Annotated in this window: 19 protein-coding genes; 13 read left to right on the top strand and 6 right to left on the bottom strand. The window is 34.3% G+C overall.

Annotation, left to right across the window (positions count from 1 at the left end; all coding sequences use genetic code 11):
* Window positions 1-93: 93 nt before the first annotated feature.
* From NBT05_RS01705 to tsaB, 12 genes are all read left to right on the top strand, one after another.
* Entirely contained in the window at window positions 94-1,179 is a 1,086-nt protein-coding gene (locus NBT05_RS01705) for a cytochrome c oxidase subunit 3 (RefSeq protein WP_265771693.1), read from the top strand.
* Window positions 1,180-1,201: 22 nt separating this feature from the next.
* Window positions 1,202-1,564 (top strand): cytochrome C oxidase subunit IV family protein, encoded by a 363-nt coding sequence (locus NBT05_RS01700; RefSeq protein WP_265771691.1) that lies wholly within the window; start codon window positions 1,202-1,204, stop codon window positions 1,562-1,564.
* 97 nt (window positions 1,565-1,661) lie between these two features.
* Entirely contained in the window at window positions 1,662-2,315 is a 654-nt protein-coding gene (locus NBT05_RS01695) for a hypothetical protein (RefSeq protein ID WP_265771690.1), read from the top strand.
* A 21-nt stretch (window positions 2,316-2,336) separates the two neighbouring features.
* On the top strand, window positions 2,337-3,062 hold the full coding sequence (locus NBT05_RS01690; RefSeq protein WP_265771689.1) for an SCO family protein: 726 nt from the start codon (window positions 2,337-2,339) through the stop codon (window positions 3,060-3,062).
* A gap of 2 nt (window positions 3,063-3,064) precedes the next feature.
* Window positions 3,065-3,604, top strand: a complete 540-nt coding sequence (locus tag NBT05_RS01685; protein ID WP_265771688.1) for a DUF420 domain-containing protein — start codon at window positions 3,065-3,067, stop codon at window positions 3,602-3,604.
* Window positions 3,605-3,697: 93 nt separating this feature from the next.
* The gene (locus NBT05_RS18380; protein ID WP_322874193.1) at window positions 3,698-3,844 is read left to right on the top strand and encodes a hypothetical protein; all 147 of its coding nucleotides are present in this window, start codon (window positions 3,698-3,700) and stop codon (window positions 3,842-3,844) included.
* A 238-nt stretch (window positions 3,845-4,082) separates the two neighbouring features.
* Entirely contained in the window at window positions 4,083-4,784 is a 702-nt protein-coding gene (locus tag NBT05_RS01675) for an ABC transporter ATP-binding protein (RefSeq protein ID WP_265771685.1), read from the top strand.
* Window positions 4,777-6,027 (top strand): ABC transporter permease, encoded by a 1,251-nt coding sequence (locus NBT05_RS01670; protein ID WP_265771684.1) that lies wholly within the window; start codon window positions 4,777-4,779, stop codon window positions 6,025-6,027. Before NBT05_RS01675 ends, NBT05_RS01670 begins: the two co-directional genes overlap by 8 nt.
* 1 nt (window position 6,028) lies before the next feature.
* Window positions 6,029-7,294: an ABC transporter permease gene (locus NBT05_RS01665; RefSeq protein WP_265771683.1), complete on the top strand. Its 1,266-nt coding sequence runs from the start codon at window positions 6,029-6,031 to the stop codon at window positions 7,292-7,294.
* A 45-nt stretch (window positions 7,295-7,339) separates the two neighbouring features.
* Window positions 7,340-8,458: an efflux RND transporter periplasmic adaptor subunit gene (locus tag NBT05_RS01660; protein ID WP_265771682.1), complete on the top strand. Its 1,119-nt coding sequence runs from the start codon at window positions 7,340-7,342 to the stop codon at window positions 8,456-8,458.
* Window positions 8,459-8,508: 50 nt separating this feature from the next.
* Entirely contained in the window at window positions 8,509-9,891 is a 1,383-nt protein-coding gene (locus NBT05_RS01655; RefSeq protein ID WP_265771681.1) for a TolC family protein, read from the top strand.
* Between the two features lie 27 nt (window positions 9,892-9,918).
* Complete coding sequence (gene tsaB, locus NBT05_RS01650; protein WP_265771680.1) at window positions 9,919-10,578, top strand: tRNA (adenosine(37)-N6)-threonylcarbamoyltransferase complex dimerization subunit type 1 TsaB; 660 nt, start codon at window positions 9,919-9,921, stop codon at window positions 10,576-10,578.
* A gap of 215 nt (window positions 10,579-10,793) precedes the next feature.
* Here tsaB and NBT05_RS01645 read toward each other — a convergent pair whose 3' ends face one another.
* The 3 genes from NBT05_RS01645 to NBT05_RS01635 all read right to left on the bottom strand — a co-directional run bounded on the left by NBT05_RS01645 (window position 10,794) and on the right by NBT05_RS01635 (window position 13,589).
* Window positions 10,794-11,489, bottom strand: a complete 696-nt coding sequence (locus NBT05_RS01645; RefSeq protein ID WP_265771679.1) for a hypothetical protein — start codon at window positions 11,487-11,489, stop codon at window positions 10,794-10,796.
* Window positions 11,490-12,197: 708 nt separating this feature from the next.
* A complete protein-coding gene (locus NBT05_RS01640; RefSeq protein WP_265771678.1) occupies window positions 12,198-12,398 on the bottom strand; it encodes a dodecin family protein in 201 nt (66 codons plus the stop codon).
* Between the two features lie 276 nt (window positions 12,399-12,674).
* A complete protein-coding gene (locus tag NBT05_RS01635) occupies window positions 12,675-13,589 on the bottom strand; it encodes a NifU family protein (RefSeq protein ID WP_265773194.1) in 915 nt (304 codons plus the stop codon).
* Between the two features lie 221 nt (window positions 13,590-13,810).
* On the opposite strand from NBT05_RS01635, the gene NBT05_RS01630 reads away from it, so the two are divergent.
* The gene (locus NBT05_RS01630; RefSeq protein ID WP_265771677.1) at window positions 13,811-14,851 is read left to right on the top strand and encodes a type IX secretion system membrane protein PorP/SprF; all 1,041 of its coding nucleotides are present in this window, start codon (window positions 13,811-13,813) and stop codon (window positions 14,849-14,851) included.
* Window positions 14,852-14,915: 64 nt separating this feature from the next.
* On the opposite strand, the gene murI is transcribed toward NBT05_RS01630, so the two are convergent.
* The 3 genes from murI to NBT05_RS01615 form a co-directional block, all read right to left on the bottom strand.
* Window positions 14,916-15,710 (bottom strand): glutamate racemase, encoded by a 795-nt coding sequence (murI, locus tag NBT05_RS01625; protein WP_265771676.1) that lies wholly within the window; start codon window positions 15,708-15,710, stop codon window positions 14,916-14,918.
* Window positions 15,711-15,813: 103 nt separating this feature from the next.
* The gene (locus NBT05_RS01620) at window positions 15,814-16,323 is read right to left on the bottom strand and encodes an OmpH family outer membrane protein (RefSeq protein WP_265771675.1); all 510 of its coding nucleotides are present in this window, start codon (window positions 16,321-16,323) and stop codon (window positions 15,814-15,816) included.
* A gap of 48 nt (window positions 16,324-16,371) precedes the next feature.
* Window positions 16,372-17,202, bottom strand: a complete 831-nt coding sequence (locus tag NBT05_RS01615; protein ID WP_265771674.1) for an OmpH family outer membrane protein — start codon at window positions 17,200-17,202, stop codon at window positions 16,372-16,374.
* Window positions 17,203-17,220: the final 18 nt, after the last annotated feature.

Below are 17,220 nucleotides of genomic sequence, written 5' to 3'. Positions count from 1 at the left end.
TTAAAATTTAAAGTCATTTTTGAAGTATAGGAGCGGCTTTACAGAATTAAATTCCTTACTTTTGTCAAAAAATTAACAATACCGATATTTTCTATGGACACAACTGTCGCAAAAACAGGAACTGAAGGAAAAATTTGGGGCGGGGGCAATCAACCTTTACGTGCGAGCTATGGTAAGATGATGATGTGGTTCTTTATCCTATCTGATGCCTTGACCTTTTCAGGTTTTTTAGCAGCTTACGGTTTTTCACGCTTTAAATATATTAATTCATGGCCTATTGCTGATGAAGTATTTAATCACTTTCCGTTTTTACATGGAGTAGATGCTCCTATGTATTATGTGGCATTAATGACGTTTATACTGATATTTTCGTCCGTTACTATGGTGCTTGCCGTGGATGCTGGTCATCAAATGAAGCAGAAAAAGGTAATCTTTTATATGTTCCTGACCATTATCGGAGGACTTATTTTTGTAGGTTCACAAGCCTGGGAATGGAAAAACTTTATTAAGGGTGAGTACGGGGCACTAGAAACAAAAGGAGGAAATATTTTACAGTTCGTAAAGCCTGTTTCTCATGATGGAGAAGTGCATTATGAAAGAGTAGGTCTGGAAGAACTTGCCGTACCCGTTGAAGATATAAGAAAACAGCATTTAAATAAAAATGGTATCTGGTTCCGTTCTGAAGATAATTTACCTACTTATACGGTTCAGGAAATAGGTTCCGGATTTACAAAAGATAAAGAGGTGCTTATTCGTACTCAGGAATTAGTACCGGATATTGCAGTTTTGGAACAATCTGAAAATGCAAGAGATATAGAAGAGGCACGACGCTTGAAGGCGCAACTAGTAAATCCTGAAGAAACCGGAGCAAAAGCTATTTATAAAAGACAATATTCACTGGAAAGATTAGGAGATGCCGTAGGAATTGTAGAAGGAGCAAACCTGGTACATAATGAATACGGAACACCGCTGTTTGCTAATTTCTTTTTCTTTATTACAGGATTTCATGGATTTCATGTATTCTCAGGAGTGGTAATTAATATTATTATTTTCTTTAATGTGATATTAGGAACTTATGAAAGAAGAAGAAATTATGAAATGGTAGAAAAAGTAGGTCTTTACTGGCATTTTGTCGATCTGGTTTGGGTATTTGTATTTACCTTCTTCTATCTTGTTTAATACCTTTATTTAAAGTTTAAAAATGGCACATACGCACGACGGACACCATGAGTCTAATACCGGTAAAATCTGGAAAGTATTTATATTACTTTCTGTAGTTACCATTATCGAAGTAATTTTAGGAATTATAAAACCTGCCTTTTTAGTTGAAACTACAGTTGCAAGGATTAAATTGCTAAACTGGATTTTTATCATCCTTACCATTTATAAAGCATATTATATTACCTGGTCTTTTATGCATATGGAGGGGGAAACTAAAGGCCTGCGAAGAGCAGTAGTTTGGACGGGTATTTTTCTTGTTAGTTATTTAATTTTTATATTATTAACCGAGGGAGATTATATTTATGAAGTATTTAAAGACGGATATAAAGCCTGGGATTTTTAAGATACTATACATACGTTAAAAACATAATAAAGCACAGAATAAGACGGTTGATATCAACCGTCTTATTTATTTTTGTACTAGCAGGAAAACAGGTCTTATGAAAAAGTTTTTAGTTCTGGGCGTATTATTTATATTACCCCTTGTTGCTTATCTTTTTTTTGCTTCGGGAGTTCATAATTTTGCAAAACTGCCCGTTCTGGAAACTAACGTGGGTAATCTGACCGCTTTTACCCCTTTGGATAGTCAGAAAGTGGTTACTTTACAGGACAAAATTACAATTCTTAGTTTTTTAGGAGATCAGCTACATCATAGAGAAGGAAATGCTTTTAATCTAAATCAAAAGATTTATAAGAAAAACTATGAATTTAAAGATTTTCAATTTGTAGTAATCCTTCCGTACGGGAGTGAAGCAAAAGCCACCGAACTATTAAAGGAATTAGGTAATATAGCTGACGTTTCTAATTGGAATTATTTATTTGGAACCCCGGAGCAAATTCAGTCTTTTTTTAAATCTCTTAAAACTCCGTACCAATTAGATGAACATCTGGGAACAGATTATGTTTTTATAATTGATAAAGATAACAATCTTAGGGGCAGAGATGCTGATAGTAATAAAAAGGAAGTAAGTAAATACGGTTATAATGCTTCTTCGGTAGCGGAGTTAAGTGATGAAATGAATGATGACGTCAAAGTGATTCTGGCAGAGTACAGATTAGCGCTTAAAAAATACAAAGCAGATCGTAAAAATTAAAATTTCAGTAAGTATACTATCATGAAAAAGTACTCGTACGTTGGAATATCCTTTATAATTTTAGTATTTGGAATTATTTTTATTCCAAGAATTATTGAACGGGTTAAGAAAGATACGATAGTAAAGGATACTCGGATGAGTGCAGGTAAGGTTACAAATGGTAAACTGGCTTATATAAAAATAAATGAAAAACCGAAGAAAATTCCGGAGTTTGCATTTTTAAACCAGGATAGTCTACTAGTAACGAATCATGATTTAAAAGGGAAGGTTTATGTTGTAGACTTTTTCTTTACCAGTTGTCCGACTATTTGCCCTAAAATGACTAAAAACCTGGTTACTGTTCAGGATAAATTTAAAGATGAAGCGGATTTTGGGATAGCTTCCTTTACCATTGATCCGGAAAGAGATACGCCTACCCGATTAAAACAATACGAAGAAAACTATAAGATTACTGACCCGGATTGGCATTTATTAACCGGGGATCGGGAAGATTTATATGACCTGGCTAATCGCGGATTTAATATTTATGCAGCAGAAGTTCCGGAAGTTCCCGGTGGCTTTGAGCATAACGGTTTTTTTGCTTTAATTGATAAAGACGGATATATACGTTCACGTTATGATGCTTCCGGAAATCCGATTATTTACTATCGGGGTACCGTTAGTACAGAAGAAAAAAAAGACGAAAACGGTGAAGAAGAGCAGGTTTCGATCTTGATAGAAGACATTGAGAAACTATTGTCAGAGTAATTATGGATGAAAAACTACTTCAGGAAAAAAAATACACTAAATGGATTTGGATATTATCCATCACGGTTCCGGTAGCAGTAGCTATCTTATTTGGTGTAAATCTAAAGAAATTAGGTTTTGATATTCAACCTTTAAGCTTTTTACCTCCCATATACGCAACAATTAACGCTATTACGGCATTATTACTAGTAGTTGGTTTATGGGCTATCAAAAATAAAAAAATACAGGTACATAAACGTATTATGCAATTAGCGATAGCTTGTTCAGTGCTCTTTTTACTTTTATATATAATGTATCATATGACTAGCGATTCTACAAAATACGGGGGAGAAGGTTGGATGCAATATGTATATTATTTTATATTAATTACCCATATACTATTATCCATAGGGGTAATCCCTTTTGTATTGGTAACTTACGTACGAGCAATAACCGGACAGTATGAAAGACATCGTAAAATTGCACGTATTACCTTTCCTATTTGGTTATATGTAGCTGTCACCGGAGTTATTGTATATATAATGATTTCACCCTACTATTAATTTATAAGAATGAAGTCTTCCATCATAAAATCCTTAGTCAGTATGTTCTTCTTTATGTTGTTTAATACACAGCGCACTTACAGCCAATGCGCTATGTGTCGAGCAGTTTTGGAAAATGGAGATAAGCAAGAAGTAGCTCAAGGTATTAATAATGGAATTTTATATTTAATGATTATACCCTATGTATTAATCGCAATTGTAGGCTATGCAATTTATAAAAGTCGCAAGAAAAAAGCTTAGTAAATTAGGTTATATAAATACCGTATATCTTTAACTTTTTTATAACATCTACTACAGTAACAAACATAGATATTTGGGCGTCTAGTTTGTATAGGAGTAAAGACCGAGTTAAAAAGTCTTATTTTATTACTAAACTATAGACAATTCAACTTCTCTTTAACCTTACCTGTTTTGCATTGGCTTTACTATTCTATTTGAATTTTCTAAAGTCCTTTTACATTATAAATGATATGATTCTATGATTGAAATAAAACAATTACATAAGTCTTATAAAATGGGGGCTAATTCTTTACATGTATTAAAGGGAATTAATTTTGATGTAAAAGAAGGGGAGCTTGTATCGATTATGGGCTCTAGTGGTTCCGGAAAATCTACTTTGCTTAATATTTTAGGAATGCTGGATGAAGCAGATGAAGGAACTTATTTTTTAGATGGGCTTCCTATTAAAAACCTAAATGAGAAAATTGCTGCACAATACCGAAATAAATTTTTAGGTTTTATATTTCAATCTTTTAACCTGATTACTTATAAAAATGCAATGGATAATGTAGCCCTTCCTCTTTATTACCAGGGAGTAAAGAGAAATGAAAGAAACGATAAAGCATTGCACTACCTGGAGAAAGTAGGACTGGCAAAATGGGCAACACATTTACCTAATGAATTGTCAGGAGGACAAAAACAGCGGGTAGCCATTGCAAGGGCCATGGCATCAGAGCCTAAAGTCTTATTAGCAGATGAGCCTACCGGGGCATTGGATACTAAAACTTCTTATGAGGTTATGGAATTGATACAAGGTATTAATGATGAAGGTAAAACGGTGCTTATCGTAACGCATGAAGAGGATATCGCCCATATGACTAAACGTATTGTCAACCTAAAAGACGGATTAATCATAGACGATGCTGAAGTACAACAAGTAAGAGCTATAGCCCATGTTTAATATCGAACGTTGGCAGGAAATTTTTGAAACGATCCTAAAGAACAAGCTACGTACTTTTCTAACCGGTCTTTCCGTAGCCTCAGGGATATTTATTTTGGTGATTTTACTAGCCGTAGGACAAGGAATGCAGAACGGAATTTCGCAGGCCTTTGAAGAAGATGCAGCGAATAGTATTTGGGTATGGGCCAGAGAAACTACGGTAAAATATAAAGGATTAAATCCCGGACGTGATATTATAATGACTAATGATGATAACAATTTTATCAGAAAACAGAATGAAGCAGTAATAGAAAATCATTCTTCGGTAGTTCGAATCTGGCAGGGTATTATTTCATACGGTAAAGAATCCGGAAATTATCGTATCGAAGGTGCCTATCCGGGCTTTCAGGTGGTTGAAAACGAACGAATGATGATGGGTAGGTTTATCAATAATATAGACCTGGACAGAAATGAGAAAGTGGTCGTCATCAGTAACCGGATTCGGAAAGACCTTTATAAAAATACCAAAGAAGAGGTGGTTGGTTCTTATGTAAAATTGAATGATGTTCCATTTAAAGTAATTGGGGTTTACAGTGATGAAGGGGGAGATCGAGAAGAGCAAAAGGTTATCGTTCCGAGTACTACGGCGCAGATAGTCTTTAACCAGGGGAGAAATGTACAATTATTAACTTACACATTAAAACCTAAAGCTACATTTGAAGAAACCGTACAAAGTTCGTTGGATTTTGCTGATAATATTGAAACCTATTTAAAAAAGAAGCACATCATTGCTCCGGAAGATGAAGCTGCCATTGGGATACAAAATTCGTTAAAAGGTGCCAAACGCTTTTACCAGTTAATATTTATGATTAAAGCATTTTTTTGGTGGGTGGGTGTCTGTACTATTATTGCCGGAGTAGTAGGAGTCAGTAATATCATGCTTATTATCGTAAAAGAGCGAACCAAAGAAATAGGGATTCGTAAAGCAATCGGAGCAAAACCGTTTTCTATTATCGGGATGATTTTACATGAATCTATTTTTGTTACTACCATTGCCGGATTTACGGGACTGATTACAAGTTTAATTTTATTAGAACTGGTAGGCCCAATGATTGAAACTGAATTTATTAAAAATCCTACGGTAGATTTTAACGTAGCAATAACCACGGTTATTATCCTGATTCTTGCTGGTGCGATAGCCGGATTTTTTCCAGCCTGGCGGGCAGCCAAGATAAAACCTATTGTAGCATTAAGAGACGAATAATATGTTTAACAGAGATCGCTGGAACGAAATTTTAGAAGCCCTGACGGCCAATTGGTTTAGAACCTTACTCACTGCTTTTGGGGTATTCTGGGGTATTTTTATCCTGGTAATTTTATTAGCGGCCGGAAAGGGTTTAGAAAACGGAGTTAAAAAAGGGTTCGGGGATATTGCGACAAACACCATGTTTATGTGGACGCAAATTGCTTCTATGCCTTATAAAGGCTTACCTAAAGGACGCAGGTTTACTTTTAAAACAGGTGATGTTGCTTCCATTCGGGATCAGGTACCGGGATTACTTTATATATCGCCCAGAAATCAGTTGGGAGGTTTTGGCGGAGCCAATAATGTAACCCGCGGACTCAAAACCGGAGCTTATAATGTATACGGGGATTATCCGGAAATTATTAAACAAGATCCGATCAATATTACTACCGGTCGATTTATCAATTACGGGGATATTGATAACCGTCGTAAAGTTGCCATTATAGGCGAAAGTGTTCGAGATGAACTTTATGAAAAGGGAGAAGAACATATAGGGAGTTATATAAAAATTCAAGGGGTTAATTTTATGGTGATCGGAACCTACACTAAAAAATCTAACAATGGAGATCCGCAGGAAGGTCAAAACGAAATATACGTTCCATTTACCGCTTTTTCTCAAGCCTTTAACCAGGCAGATGATGTAGGCTGGATGGCCATTACTGCAAAAGATAACAATTCTATCACCAGTTTAAAAGAGAATATCATTGAAGTCGTAAGAACGAATCATTCCATACATCCTGAAGATGATCGTGCCATTGGAAATTTTGATCTTTATCAGGAATTCAAAAAAGTAAACGGACTTTTTATCGCATTAAAAGTAGTTGCATATTTCGTAGGGGTGCTGGTCTTATTATCCGGTATTATAGGAATAAGTAATATTATGCTGATTGTGGTTAAGGAGCGAACTAAAGAAATTGGTATCCGTAGGGCATTAGGGGCTTCTCCCTGGGCAGTTAGAGGTCAGATTTTACTGGAGTCTATCTTTTTGACCATTATTTCCGGCATGGCAGGTATTGCAGCGTCTACAGGCTTGATTTTTTTAATTAACCTCATACTGGATAGTGCTGGTCCGGATGAAGATACCATGTTTGCAGATCCCAGTGTGGATCTGAATGTCATCTTTGTAGCGCTTTTTATCCTAATTGGTAGTGGACTATTAGCAGGATTAATTCCGGCGCAAACCGCCATAAAAACAAAACCTATTGATGCTTTACGAAGTGACTAGTAAAGTTGTAAATAATTTAAAATAGTATAAACAACAACAACCATCATGAAAAAAAAGGTTACCATAATTATTTTAATTTTTATTGTTCTGGTATTTACCGGAGCATTGTACTACTTGTATCAGAAAAATCAAGAAGACCCGGTTACTTATAAAACGGAAGAAGCCACTACACAAACAATCATTAAAAAAGCAGTAGCCACAGGTAGTATTGTACCTAAAGATGAAGTGCTGATCAAACCCAATATTTCGGGAATTATCGATGAAATATTTATTGAAGCAGGACAACAAATTAAATCTGGTGACCTGATTGCAAAAATTAAAGTAATACCGAATGTATCTTCTTTACAAAGTGCAAAAAATGCCATGCAGTCGGCTAAAATTGCTTTGGATAACCAAAAAAGGGTATACGAACGTCAAAAGGAACTTTTTGATAAAGGAGTAATTTCTGCTAATGAATATGATGCTGTAGATGTAACCTACCAGCAGGCAGTCCAAAGTTATGATGCGGCAAAACAAAATTACCAGATCGTAAGAACCGGAACTGCCCGAGGATTAGGTAGTGCAGCAAATACATTGATCAGGTCAACTGTCACGGGAATGGTACTTGAAGTACCGGTAAAAGAAGGGAATCAGGTAATCGAATCTAACAATTTTAACGATGGAACAACCATTGCAACTGTCGCAGATGTAGGCAAAATGATTTTTGAAGGTTTTGTAGATGAAAGTGAAGTAGGCAGGATTAAAGAGGAGTTGCCTCTTGAAATTACGGTAGGAGCTATTGAAAACAAAAAGTTTGATGCTATTTTAGATTACATTGCTCCTAAGGGTAAAGAAGAAAACGGAGCAGTGCAGTTTGAAATTAAAGGTACGCTGGATAAAAAAGATACCACCTTTATTCGTGCAGGACTTAGTGCTAATGCCTCAATCATATTAGCCAAAGTAGACAGTGTATTAGCCTTAAAAGAAGCTTTAATTCAGTATGATGGAGATTCTAAAGAACCCTTTGTTGAAATACAAACAGGTGAACAACAATTTGAAAAGCGAGATGTAAAGTTGGGAGTTAGTGATGGTATCAATGTAGAGATTAAATCCGGTATTTCTAAAAATGACAAAGTAAAAGTCTGGAACCAAATTAAAGAAGAAGAGGAATTTAAGAAGGGTTAAACCGGATTGCAATTTTTAGAATTTAAACGATACTATTTTTAAACAGACAAATGAGAATTTATAACATACTTTTGCTCGGCTTCTTTACCTTAAGTTGTATTTCCTTGACCACAGCGCAGGAAAAAAACTGGACGTTAAGAGCATGTATAGAGCATGCTTTAGAAGAAAATATAACTATTAAACAATCTGCACTGCAAGTAGAAGAGGCCTTAATTGACAGTAAAGATGCTCTGGGCAATATATTGCCTTCTTTAAATGCAAGTGCTTCTAATTTTTGGAATTCGGGATTAGTAAATGACCCGAGAACCGGAACTAACGTAGATCAAACGATTCGAACCTCTGAGTACCGGGCTGATTTATCGGTAACCTTATTTGACGGACTGCGAAATGTACGTCAGTTCCAAAGGGCTAAAATCAATCAACTATTAAGTCAATATAATCTAGGGAAATCTAGAGACGATATTGCTCTATTCGTTGCTAACAGCTATTTACAGATTTTATTAAATAAGGAGAATCTAAAAGTAATTGAAGCCCAACATAAAATTACCCTGGAACAACTAGAGCGTACGAGCGAATTGGTAGATGCAGGGGTGTTGCCGCAAGGGGATTTACTGGAGATTGAAGCAACATCAGCTGATGAATTAACTCGTATCGTACAAGCAGAAAACGCCGTTCAGATTTCACTAATAGCTTTAGCGCAAACTTTATTAATTAAAGACTACGAAAATTTTGACATCGGTGAACAGGACTACCTGGTACCGGCGTCAGACATCCTTAACAAATCTATAACTGAAATAACCACTAAGGCAAGAGAAAGCCGATATGAAGTTCAAATTGCACAACAAAATAAACTGTTAGCGGAACAGGATGTAGCGATTGCCAAGGGTGCTTATTACCCTACTTTATCGGGATCCGTAAGAGCCAGTACCTTTGAAACAGGAGCCGATAGGTTTATTAGTATAGACCCTGTAACATCAACCCCTATCTTTGCAAGCCCGGACAATATCTTCGATCAATTTTCTGATAACCGAAGTATCATTTACGGATTTTCACTATCCATACCTGTCTTTAATGGTTTTCAGGTTAGAAATGGAGTGAAGCGTAACCAGATAAATGCTCGTAGGGCTGAGTTTCAATTAGAACAAGCTACCCTCGATCTGGATAGTAATGTGTATCAGGCTTACTTAGATGCCAAAGGTTCAGCCAAGGCTTACGAAGCTACGGTAGTAGCAGTAAAGGCACAGGAACGAGCTTATCAATATGCAAAAGACCGCTATGATGTGGGATTAACCAATGCTTTTGACTTTAGTCAATCAAAGTTTAGGTTAGAAAATGCTTTAAGTAATGAAGTTCAAGCAAAGTTTGATTTTATTTTTAAACTGAAAGTACTTGAATTGTATTTCGGAATTAAAGTTGCAGATATGAAACTATAATTGCAAGCTAACTTGTAAATTTGGTTCATGGCTTTTATACTTAATTTAGAAACGTCTTCTACTAATTGTTCGGTAGCTCTGGCTAAAGATGCTGAGGTTATTCAAAGTCTGGAAGACAATGAACCCGGTTATTCTCATGCGGAAAAATTGCATCTTTTTATAGATGAAGTGGTTCGCCAAGCAAGTATTAAGATAAATCAATTGGATGCTATTGCTGTGGGTGAAGGTCCTGGTTCTTATACCGGATTACGGATCGGAGTGGCTACTGCTAAAGGTTTATGTTATGCATTGTCTAAGCCATTGATTGCTATTAACTCCTTAGAAGCATTAGCTAGTCAGGTATTTGAAGAAGATTGTTTTTTAATTCCGATGATGGACGCCCGAAGGATGGAAGTATATGATAGTGTATTTTTTAACCGAAAGCTGGTACAAGAAACAAAAGCCACTATAGTGGATGCCACTATTTACAGAAACCTAATAAAAGAATCTGATAAGGTACGGTTTATAGGCAATGGTGTTGCAAAAAGTAGAACCTTTCTTAATTTTCCTAAAGCATCTTTTTATGAAGATAAGATGCCTTCTGCCTCTAGTATGGCTTCGCTATCTTTTCAGAAATATCAAAATCAGAATTTTGAAGATATTGCTTATTTTGATCCGTTTTATTTGAAGGAGTTTAAAGTAAACTAAGTTTGCTAAACATAAAATATTACTAAATACAATATTCTCTTTCGGAAAAATTGCTGAGCTGATACATAGCTAAGTAAATTTAAATCAACTCACTATGTAATATATCTCAAACAGACATAAAGTTCACAAAAATAATCTGATAAAAAAAGTGAACTCGTTATCTACAAGTTCACTTTATAATTTTATCATGTGCTGCTAAGAACACAGTTTTGTAATTATCGAGAATTGCTTAGTAAGGTTCTTGCAGGAAGATTTCCATCACTTTTAAGTGAATTGTATCTGGAAACCAATCGAACCAGATCTTCTTCTTTTCTCAATTTAATCTTCTCTGATTTCATATAACTTTTAAGATCATCAGCTTTATCACTAAAGACCGCAAGCATTTCTTTTTTATCCACAGGTAACTCCATAATAGTACCTCTTTCTTCCAGATAGTAGGTAACCTCTTTTCTGATTTTACCAGGTTCGAGTACATTTATAGAAGCAGACTTTTTTACCGGATTTCTTATATCCAAATCATATTTTTTATAAATCCGGTATCTTTCATTTAATTCTACTAAAATATAATATCCCGATTGTTTTAGTCCTCTCTGGTTTCTAAACTCACAATAATAGTGATAATTATTATCGATTCTTGCATGTGTCGTAGGACTGGTTACTAACTTGTAAAGTCCATTCTCATTTTTATGTTCAATAATATCTAGATAAATATTGTATCTCAATTTGGCTTCAAACGTACCGGATTTTTCGTCAATTACACTAGCATTCGAAAATTTTAAACTGTTATAAATAGATCCTTCGTACTCTTCAAACATAACCACTTTCTTTGTTGGTTCTATCAAAGATTGGGGTAATTGAGCTACGACAATCTGAACTATACATACAAAAGGTAAAAGTAATATTTTTCTCATAGCTGTAGATTTTGAAATTTATTGGTTTAGTAAAAATAGTAAAAATTACGGTAGAACCGTCGTTTTAATTTAATTTTTATCGATTAATCAGTGATTTAATACAAATAAGCAACATTTATTAACGAATTCTTGATTTACGTTAGAATGCTCTAATTATATGCTATAATGTTTAAGTTATTTATGTTTTGAAAATTAAGTAGTTACATAAAAATATATAAGTATTTCAATCCTATTAATAATAAAAAGTCGTATAAATTATAAGGTTTTAAAGTAATAAAACATCGATATAATACACTTTTTATAGATGAAAGTATGATTTACACGTAAAAGATACTTTTTAAAATATTCATTACTTTGATATCACATTTAATAGTTTTAAATGTGATAGCTATTAATAATATAGTATAATTATAACTCTATTTATAAATATACTATATTTTTTGGTGCATTTATTTATGAAATACTAATTTTTTATTAAATATCATCTATTGAATCTATAACTAATTTACTCCATTAGTTATAATTGTTGCAGTATGTGTTTTAAGATTTTTTCTAGAAATTCCATTGGCATATATACCCTAAATTATAAATTTGAGAATACTTCTATTTTTCTAGTGGAAAAGTATTTTTTGTAAACTAAAAATAGTCTTTAAAATTTAAGCTTTAAAGACTATTTAGTAGAATTAATTTAACCGAAGATTTACTTACTTATTTAACTTCAAAAGAAAGTTTTAAGTTTACTCTAAATTCAGTTACTTGATCGTCATTAACTACGACACTTTGTTCTGCTACGTAAGCAGACCTTATATTTTTTACAGATTTAGATGCCTGTTGTATTGCATTTTTTGTTGCATCTTCCCAGCTTTCTTTAGAATTAGCCAGTACTTCAATAACTTTAATAATTGCCATTATGTATTTGTTTTAATTTAAAAATTGAAGTGGTTTAAATTTTTCTGATTGAAGCGAAAAATAGGTATTTTTTACTTAATTAAAATCATTTTCAGTTGCATAGCCGTAGCCACGGAACTTAAAAATGATAAAAAGTAAGTGAAAAAGAACATTTTGCAGCCAATTAAGGAAAGTTTAAACAACTTCATTAATATGATTCCTGTACAATATACAAGATACTTCCTTTTCAATTTAAAATAATACTAATTATTAACAACATTTTTACAACATCGATAATTAGCCATTGATGGCCTCAACGTATTCTACCTTTCCGGCAAGCATTTCTTTTAACATCGTTTCAATGCCATTCTTTAAAGTAAAGGTTGAAGAAGGACATCCGCTACAAGCTCCCTGTAGAATGACCTTAACCGTTTTTGTTTCCTGGTCATAAGAATCAAATAAAATATTACCCCCGTCACTAGCGACCGCCGGTTTTATATATTCATCAATAATTGAAATAACATCTTGCGAAGTTTCATCCAGATTTTTGTAATTTTCAGTATTTGGAACAGACTGGGCTTGATGTTGTTGTTTTGCTAACTGTAAATCACCCGTATATACGGGTTTATTATCTTCTATGTACTTCTTCAGAAATTCCCGAATCTCTAATGTAATATCCTGCCAGTCTGCCATATCGTATTTATGAATAGAAATGTAATTTTCATCCATAAACACTTCTTTTACAAACGGAAAATGAAAAAGAGACTGTGCAAGAGGAGCATCTTTTGCTTCATCTATATTTTTAAACTCAAGCATAGAGGTTACTAATTTTTTATTAGCAACAAATTTTAAAACTGATGGGTTAGGAGTACTTTCAGCATAGATAGTTACCGGAACTTTAGATGGCATACCATCAGTATCCTGTATAACTTCTACGCCTTCGTTCAATTGCTTTTTTATCTGATCAGCTACTTCCTGCTGTACATCTTCCCATTCTACAATATCATATTTGTCAATAGCAATAAAATTCTGAGCTATAAAAATTCGTTTTACAAACGGCAGGTGAAAAAGTTGTTGAGCTAGCGGGGATTGTTTGGCTTGCTCAATATTATCAAATTCATAGCTTGTATGATTGGTAAGAAAATGATTAGTTTCAAACTTGACAATACTCTTATTAGCAGTAGGTTCAATAACAACTTCAAATTGTTTGATCATCTTTTTTTTACAAATTTACGAAAAAGCAAGTCTTGAAACACATTACAGAATGTCATATATCGGATAAATTGAATATTTTATCGATAATTATGATTAAATTTATATCTTTGGATCAATTAGAGTGTAGCAAAGCATACATACTAAAAAAACCCTAAGTCTAAATAAATTAATTTCTGCTAGTTCAAAGAATATATTTTCTAGCTTAACCTTAGAATGATTTGAGATATTTTATTCTTTTTCTATTTAGTGTTTCCTTTGTAAGTGCTCAAGATGGGTTTCCATTATATACGGATTATTTATCAGATAACTTATACCTGGTGCATCCCTCCATGGCAGGTGCTGCAAATTCAAATAAAATACGTTTAACTGCTCGTAAACAATGGTTTGATATTGATAATGCTCCTAATACACAATCTGCCAATATTAATTTTAGAACCGGAGATAAGGTAGGTTTAGGTGCAGCCTTTTACAAAGACGAAAACGGACGTTTTGAACAGAGCGGGGGGTATGTGACTTTCGCCTATCATTTGTTATTCTCAAGGGATCGTACGGATCTTAATATGTTATCCTTTGGGTTGAGTGCTTTATTTGCGCAATCTAATGTAGATTTAAGAGGGTTATTTGACCCTACGGACCAGGATCCTATTATACTACCTAACCGAGTTCAAAAAGACGGTTACTTTAACCTGGATTTCGGGCTTTCTTACAATTTCCTAAATTGGTACGCTCACTTTACGGTTAAAAATTTAATTCCCTTTAACCGGGATATTTTTGATAACACGGCAATTAACTTTGACCCTGCTGACCCTAATCGTATTACTACGGCGGATTCAAACAATCAAAGGCGCTACTTGTTTTCGGGTGGAAAGACGATAGGAATTAGTAATAGTTTTAGTATCGAACCTTCCTTTTTATACCAGATTACAGAAAATACTGGGGAGAACACCATAGATATCAATGCTAAAGTATACCAAGATGTGGGGAGCCTGCTTACCTTGTGGGGAGGTATTTCTTACCGTCGTGCATTTGACGGCGCCCAATTTTCAACCGGAGGCCTTGCTGTAGAAACCCAAAAGTTACAGTATATTACCCCTTTTGCCGGGTTTCACTACAAACAATGGATGTTAGGGTATACTTATAATTATCAATTGAATGACATTTTAGTTTCAAACAGTGGTTTTCACCAGTTGACGCTAGGGTATGATTTTGGAAAACGGAAAGAACGCTATCCCTGCCTTTGTCCTGCTATAAATTTATAGCCAAACTCCATAAACTCACTTTAATTTTTTTGGTACTGTTTTCTCTTACCTTAGTCCCATTACTTTAGAACACTTTATGATAAATACCTAAGTTTTCTGATAAAGGTTGTAGCATATTTTTAAGTATTCCGGGTTTGCTGTTTGTATAAAATGTATGTTTTCTCAGAACTTCTTGTAATCCGGTGTTAATTTTATTTTCTTTTTGTAAGACAGCTTTTGTTTGTCTGGCTACAGCCTCTCCGGAATCTATAATAGTAATATGATCCGGGATTATCATTTTAATAACCGGGATTAAATAAGGGTAATGACTACAACCCAGGACGAGATAATCCATTTGAGCAGCAACTAAGGGTTGTAGATAGTTGTTTAAGAGTGAGTACATTTCTTCTGAATAAATCTGATCTTGTTCTATCAATTCTACCAGGCCGTTACCTTCAACTTCCAAAATTTTAATTACATCTGTTATCTTTTCTGAAGTTTTGGAAAACAGGTTGCTGGACAAAGTTCCTTTGGTTGCTAATACTCCAATAACCTTTGTTTTAGAATGTAAAGCTGCCGGTTTAATAGCCGGTTCAATGCCTATAAAGGGTAGGGTATAACGTTCTCGTAAATAGCTGATTGCATTCGTAGTTGCTGTATTACAGGCTACAACAATGAGTTTTACATCATATTGTAAAAGTTCTTCGGTGTTTTTTACACAAAGTTTTTTAATAGCATCCTTTGATTTAAGACCATAAGGAGCATTGGCACTATCAGACAGGTAGATGGTATTTTCTAAAGGTAGCACTTTTACAATCTCTTTCCAGATGGACGTACCACCAATACCAGAATCAAAAACCCCTATAGGACGACTATCCATTCATTTAAAATTATGCGGATTATAAAACTAAAATCAATTTAAATAGAAATCAATAAAAAAGGTGAGCATCTGCCCACCTTTACTTTATATAATAAGTAATGACTTAGATACCAAGGTCTTTTTTAACATCTGCCATTAAATCTTTACCGTCAGCCATAATAACTCCCGTACCCGTAGTAGAATCTAATACGTAATCGTATCCCTGAGCTCTAGCTACTTTTTGAATGGAAGTTCGTGCTTTTTCATAAATAGGTTTCATAAGCTCTACCTCTTTCTTTTGTAAATCCTGTACGGCATTTTGCTTATAGTCTCCTATACTTTTCTCAGTAGATTGAATTTGCTGTGCTCTTTTCGCATTTTCTTCTTCTGTTTGTGTTGCTGCTTCTCCCTGAAATTTTTTCATTGTATTTTGAAGTTCAAGGATCATATTTTTTATTTCAGCTTCATAAGTTTTATTAAGCTTCTCAATTTCGCTTTTTGCATTTTTAAAAGAAGGCATGGCTTCTACAAGTTCTTGAGATGCAATATGAGCAACCTTTGATTGAGCGTTTACAAAACTTGATGCTCCTATAAATAGTAGGCAAGTTGCAAATATGGTTCTAAACTTTTTCATTGTTACAATATTAGTTGTGATATAAATTAAAATTAAACTTTACTTTTATTAATTATCTTCTTCAGCTTCTTGTTCGTTTTGAAGCTGGTTTTTAAGGTTTGCAATAGAATCTTTACGTTGTTTTTGAAGTTGGAGCAATTTCTCCCTTCGCTCTGTAAACTCTTTCTTCTTTGCGGCACGTAAAGAATCCCGTTGTGCTTTACGTTGCTCTAATATTTTCTCTCGTTCCGATTGTCTTTCTTTGATCAAAGCTTCTCGTTCACTGCTTACCTTTTCCTGGTCGATAGACTCTACCTCATCACTCTCAGCTTGCTTTTTTTCTTTTCGGCTTTCGTATTGCCTTCTTTTAGAGGCCCGGTTGATACGTAAAAGTACTTTATCACTGACATCATGTCGATCTGCGGAAAACAACATAATCGGTTCTGCGGTTTTATCAAAAATAAAATCGTATTTTCCGGTTTTAGCGATCTCCTGTACTGCCACAAAAACCTGATCCTGCACAGGTTGTACCAATCGTTGTTTCTGTAAGAATAAATCTCCTTTAGGGCCAAATCGCTTTTGCTGATAGTCTAAAATTTCTTTTTCTTTAAAATTAATATCTTCTTCACGCTCCTCAATCAATTCTTTAGTTAACAATACCCGCTCATTGTTTAGCTCTTTACGCATTTCTTCAACAGCTTTGATTTCAGTTTCAATCTCTACTTTCCATTTTTGAACTTTACTATCTAATTCTGAAGAAGCCTGATTGAACTCAGGTACATTTTCTAATATATAATCCATGTCAATATACCCAATCCGAATACCTCGCTGAGCGAATGCTGATGTATTAGATAAACAACTCCCCAGGATAAAACCTATTAAAATACGTTTAAAATTCATAATCTTATCAAAGCTTTA

Source organism: Aquimarina sp. ERC-38 (assembly GCF_026222555.1).
In the GTDB taxonomy this organism is placed as follows: Bacteria; Bacteroidota; Bacteroidia; order Flavobacteriales; family Flavobacteriaceae; genus Aquimarina.
This window is presented reverse-complemented; position numbering and strand designations above follow the sequence as displayed.